At 55.7% G+C, this 5,229-nt stretch carries 2 tRNA genes and 2 rRNA genes; all 4 read right to left on the bottom strand.

The features are described from left to right. Positions 1-11: 11 nt before the first annotated feature. Positions 12-2,893, bottom strand: a 23S ribosomal RNA gene (locus FHP08_RS18305). Between the two features lie 321 nt (positions 2,894-3,214). Further along, a tRNA-Ala gene (locus FHP08_RS18300) sits at positions 3,215-3,290 on the bottom strand. Between the two features lie 11 nt (positions 3,291-3,301). Further along, a tRNA-Ile gene (locus tag FHP08_RS18295) sits at positions 3,302-3,378 on the bottom strand. Between the two features lie 68 nt (positions 3,379-3,446). Next, positions 3,447-4,977 (bottom strand): 16S ribosomal RNA (locus tag FHP08_RS18290). Together the 16S and 23S rRNA genes with 2 tRNA genes alongside form the textbook arrangement of a ribosomal RNA operon. Positions 4,978-5,229 lie beyond the last annotated feature (252 nt).

Raw genomic sequence — 5,229 nt, 5'->3', positions numbered from 1 at the left:
TGCAAAGTTATAGGGTCAAGCCTCACGGGCAATTAGTACTGGTTAGCTTAACGCATTACTGCGCTTCCACACCCAGCCTATCAACGTCCTGGTCTAGAACGACCCTTCAGGGGGATCGAGTCCCCAGGGAAATCTCATCTTCAGGCGAGTTTCCCGCTTAGATGCTTTCAGCGGTTATCTCTTCCGCACATAGCTACCCTGCGATGCCACTGGCGTGACAACAGGTACACCAGAGGTGCGTCCACTCCGGTCCTCTCGTACTAGGAGCAGGCCCCGTCAAATTTCCAGCGCCCACAGCAGATAGGGACCAAACTGTCTCACGACGTTTTGAACCCAGCTCACGTACCTCTTTAAATGGCGAACAGCCATACCCTTGGGACCGGCTACAGCCCCAGGATGAGATGAGCCGACATCGAGGTGCCAAACACCGCCGTCGATATGAACTCTTGGGCGGTATCAGCCTGTTATCCCCAGAGTACCTTTTATCCGTTGAGCGATGGCCCTTCCATTCAGAACCACCGGATCACTAGGTCCTGCTTTCGCACCTGCTCGACTTGTCAGTCTCGCAGTCAAGCACGCTTTTGCCCTTGCACTTTAGGCACGATGTCCGACCGTGCCAAGCGTACCTTCGAACTCCTCCGTTACGCTTTGGGAGGAGACCGCCCCAGTCAAACTGCCTACCATGCACTGTCCCCGACCCGGATGACGGGCCAAGGTTAGAACCGCAAACAAACCAGGGTGGTATTTCAAGGACGGCTCCACGGAAACTGGCGTTCCCGCTTCAAAGCCTCCCACCTATCCTACACAAATCGGTTCACAGTCCAATGCAAAGCTACAGTAAAGGTTCATGGGGTCTTTCCGTCTAGCTGCGGGTAGATTGCATCATCACAAACATTTCAACTTCGCTGAGTCTCGGGAGGAGACAGTGTGGCCATCGTTACGCCATTCGTGCAGGTCGGAACTTACCCGACAAGGAATTTCGCTACCTTAGGACCGTTATAGTTACGGCCGCCGTTTACCGGGGCTTCGATCAAGAGCTTGCACCCCATCACTTAACCTTCCGGCACCGGGCAGGCGTCACACCCTATACGTCCACTTTCGTGTTAGCAGAGTGCTGTGTTTTTGGTAAACAGTCGCAGCCACCGATTTTTTGCAACCCTTTCACCCTCGTGTTGTTCACACTCAAGCTACCGGGGCACACCTTCTTCCGAAGTTACGGTGTCAATTTGCCGAGTTCCTTCTCCCGAGTTCTCTCAAGCGCCTGAGAATACTCATCTCGCGCACCAGTGTCGGTTTGCGGTACGGTCTCTCTGAGCTGAAGCTTAGAGGCTTTTCCTGGGACCCCTTCCAGTTGCTTCGCGAGCAAGCTCGCTCGTCTCAACCCCTCGGCATACGCCCGGCGGATTTGCCTACCGGACACCTACAGGCCAAGAACCGGGACTTCCAACACCCGGACAACCTTCCACGATCCGTCCCCCCATCGCACTCAGAGACGGTGCTGGAATATTAACCAGCTTCCCATCAGCTACGGCTTTCGCCCTCACCTTAGGGGCCGACTCACCCTACGCCGATGAACGTGGCGTAGGAAACCTTGCGCTTACGGCGAGCGGGCTTTTCACCCGCTTTAACGCTACTCATGTCAGCATTCGCACTTCTGATATCTCCAGCAAGCCTCTCGACTCACCTTCACAGACGTACAGAACGCTCCCCTACCACTTGTCCCGAAGGACAAATCCGCAGCTTCGGTTAACCGCTTAGCCCCGTTACATCTTCCGCGCAGGACGACTCGATCAGTGAGCTATTACGCTTTCTTTAAAGGGTGGCTGCTTCTAAGCCAACCTCCTGACTGTCTTAGCCTTCCCACTTCGTTTCCCACTTAGCGGTTATTTGGGACCTTAGCTGGCGGTCTGGGTTGTTTCCCTCTCGACCTCGGACGTTAGCACCCGAGGACTGTCTGCCGTGCTGGCACTTCCGGGTATTCGGAGTTTGCTATGGCGCGGTAAGTCTGAACGACCCCCGCAACCATTACAGTGCTCTACCCCCCGGAGCGATACACGACGCACTACCTAAATAGTTTTCGGGGAGAACCAGCTATTTCCAGGTTTGTTTAGCCTTTCACCCCTACCCACAGCTCATCCGCTACTTTTGCAACAGTAGTCGGTTCGGACCTCCAGTAAGTGTTACCTCACCTTCATCCTGGCCATGGGTAGATCACCTGGTTTCGGGTCTACGCCCAGCGACTGGATCGCCCTATTCGGACTCGGTTTCCCTGCGCCTTCCCTACACGGTTAAGCTCGCCACTGAACGTAAGTCGCTGACCCATTATACAAAAGGTACGCCGTCACCCGTTTCCGGGCTCCGACTGTTTGTATGCATGCGGTTTCAGGATCTATTTCACTCCCCTCCCGGGGTTCTTTTCGCCTTTCCCTCACGGTACTTGTTCACTATCGGTCGATCACGAGTATTTAGCCTTGGAGGATGGTCCCCCCATCTTCAGACAGGATTTCACGTGTCCCGCCCTACTTCTCGTGCGCTCAGTACCACCGATCCGTTTTCGCGTACGGGGCTATCACCCGCTATGGCCGGACTTTCCATTCCGTTCCGCTAACGCATCGGCTATCACGCACAGGCTCTTCCGGTTTCGCTCGCCACTACTTCCGGAATCTCGGTTGATTTCTTTTCCTGCAGCTACTTAGATGTTTCAGTTCGCTGCGTTCGCCTCCACACGCCTATGTATTCAGCGTGGGATGACCCTTGCGGGCCGGGTTTCCCCATTCGGAAATCCGCGGATCAAAGCTCGTTTGTCAGCTCCCCGCGGCTTATCGCAGACTACGACGTCCTTCATCGCCTGTGATCGCCAAGGCATCCACCACATGCACTTATTCGCTTGACCCTATAACTTTGCAGACTCGCAACGAGTCGGGCCAAGTCAGCGTTTGCCGCAATATTCTCGGTTCATCAAGAACCAAAAATTCGTTGTGATGCAATCACAACCCGTATCCATTCAAAAAGACTGAATACGATATCTTCTCTCGAATTGTTAAAGAACAGCCGACTCGCTCCACTCGGAACGATGGACCAGCACGCTGCAACCCGGTGTCTCGCACCCCAGCGCGCTCGTCGATCATCCCCAGCGCCCCCGGCGCTCGCCAGGTGCCGCCAGCACAAGTGAAAACAACCCAACCACGCGACCCGTCACCCGACCGGGCAACGATGGTGGAGGTGAACGGGATCGAACCGATGACCCCCTGCTTGCAAAGCAGGTGCTCTCCCAGCTGAGCTACACCCCCGCGTAAGCCGGTGGTGGGTCTGGTTGGACTCGAACCAACGACCCCCGCCTTATCAAGACGGTGCTCTAACCAGCTGAGCTACAGACCCAGTTGTTTTCACTTCTTCACAACAGCCGATAAGTGTGGGCGCCTGCACTACTGGCGCAGTCTCTCTGGAAAGGAGGTGATCCAGCCGCACCTTCCGATACGGCTACCTTGTTACGACTTCACCCCAGTCATGAGCCCTGCCGTGGTAAGCGCCCTCCTTGCGGTTAGGCTACCCACTTCTGGCAAAACCCACTCCCATGGTGTGACGGGCGGTGTGTACAAGACCCGGGAACGTATTCACCGCGACATGCTGATCCGCGATTACTAGCGATTCCGACTTCACGCACTCGAGTTGCAGAGTGCGATCCGGACTACGATCGGTTTTCTGGGATTGGCTCCCCCTCGCGGGTTGGCGACCCTCTGTACCGACCATTGTATGACGTGTGAAGCCCTACACATAAGGGCCATGAGGACTTGACGTCATCCCCACCTTCCTCCGGTTTGTCACCGGCAGTATCCCTAGAGTGCCCTTGCGTAGCAACTAAGGAAAAGGGTTGCGCTCGTTGCGGGACTTAACCCAACATCTCACGACACGAGCTGACGACAGCCATGCAGCACCTGTGTCCAGGTTCCCTTTCGGGCACCAATCCATCTCTGGAAAGTTCCTGGCATGTCAAGCGTAGGTAAGGTTTTTCGCGTTGCATCGAATTAATCCACATCATCCACCGCTTGTGCGGGTCCCCGTCAATTCCTTTGAGTTTTAACCTTGCGGCCGTACTCCCCAGGCGGTCAACTTCACGCGTTAGCTGCGTTACCAAGGAAATGAATCCCCGACAACTAGTTGACATCGTTTAGGGCGTGGACTACCAGGGTATCTAATCCTGTTTGCTCCCCACGCTTTCGTGCATGAGCGTCAGTGTCATCCCAGGAGGCTGCCTTCGCCATCGGTGTTCCTCCGCATCTCTACGCATTTCACTGCTACACGCGGAATTCCACCTCCCTCTGACGCACTCTAGCCATGCAGTCACAAATGCAGTTCCCAGGTTGAGCCCGGGGATTTCACATCTGTCTTGCATAGCCGCCTGCGCACGCTTTACGCCCAGTAATTCCGATTAACGCTCGCACCCTACGTATTACCGCGGCTGCTGGCACGTAGTTAGCCGGTGCTTATTCTTCCGGTACCGTCATCCCCACGGGGTATTAACCCACGAGATTTCTTTCCGGACAAAAGTGCTTTACAACCCGAAGGCCTTCTTCACACACGCGGCATTGCTGGATCAGGCTTGCGCCCATTGTCCAAAATTCCCCACTGCTGCCTCCCGTAGGAGTCTGGGCCGTGTCTCAGTCCCAGTGTGCCTGGTCGTCCTCTCAGACCAGGTACGGATCGTCGCCTTGGTAGGCCTTTACCCCACCAACTAGCTAATCCGACATCGGCCGCTCCGATAGCGCGAGGCCCGAAGGTCCCCCGCTTTCCACCTCAGTGCGTATGCGGTATTAATCCGGCTTTCGCCGGGCTATCCCCCACTACCGGGCACGTTCCGATGCTTTACTCACCCGTTCGCCACTCGCCACCAGGGTTGCCCCCGTGCTGCCGTTCGACTTGCATGTGTAAGGCATGCCGCCAGCGTTCAATCTGAGCCAGGATCAAACTCTTTAGTTCGATCTGTTTCAAAGTCGACTTCCAATGGAAGTCTCGCTCAACGGAATCGACGTTCGTTGGCCTGAACCAACAAACATCTTCTTACCGTGTGAACGTTTGGTATTTTCCGAGAACCAGAACCCGAGCGAACCCGAATCCCGGCACCCGCCCGCGACATCCGTTGCCGGACCCCGCAGGCATGGCGCTCTCGCACAAACGCCCACACTTATCGGCTGTTGATTGTTAAAGATCGCTCGCCCGGCACCCGGACAT

The sequence above is a fragment of the Zeimonas arvi genome, assembly GCF_008039575.1.
GTDB lineage: Bacteria > Pseudomonadota > Gammaproteobacteria > Burkholderiales > Burkholderiaceae_E > Zeimonas > Zeimonas arvi.
This window is presented reverse-complemented; position numbering and strand designations above follow the sequence as displayed.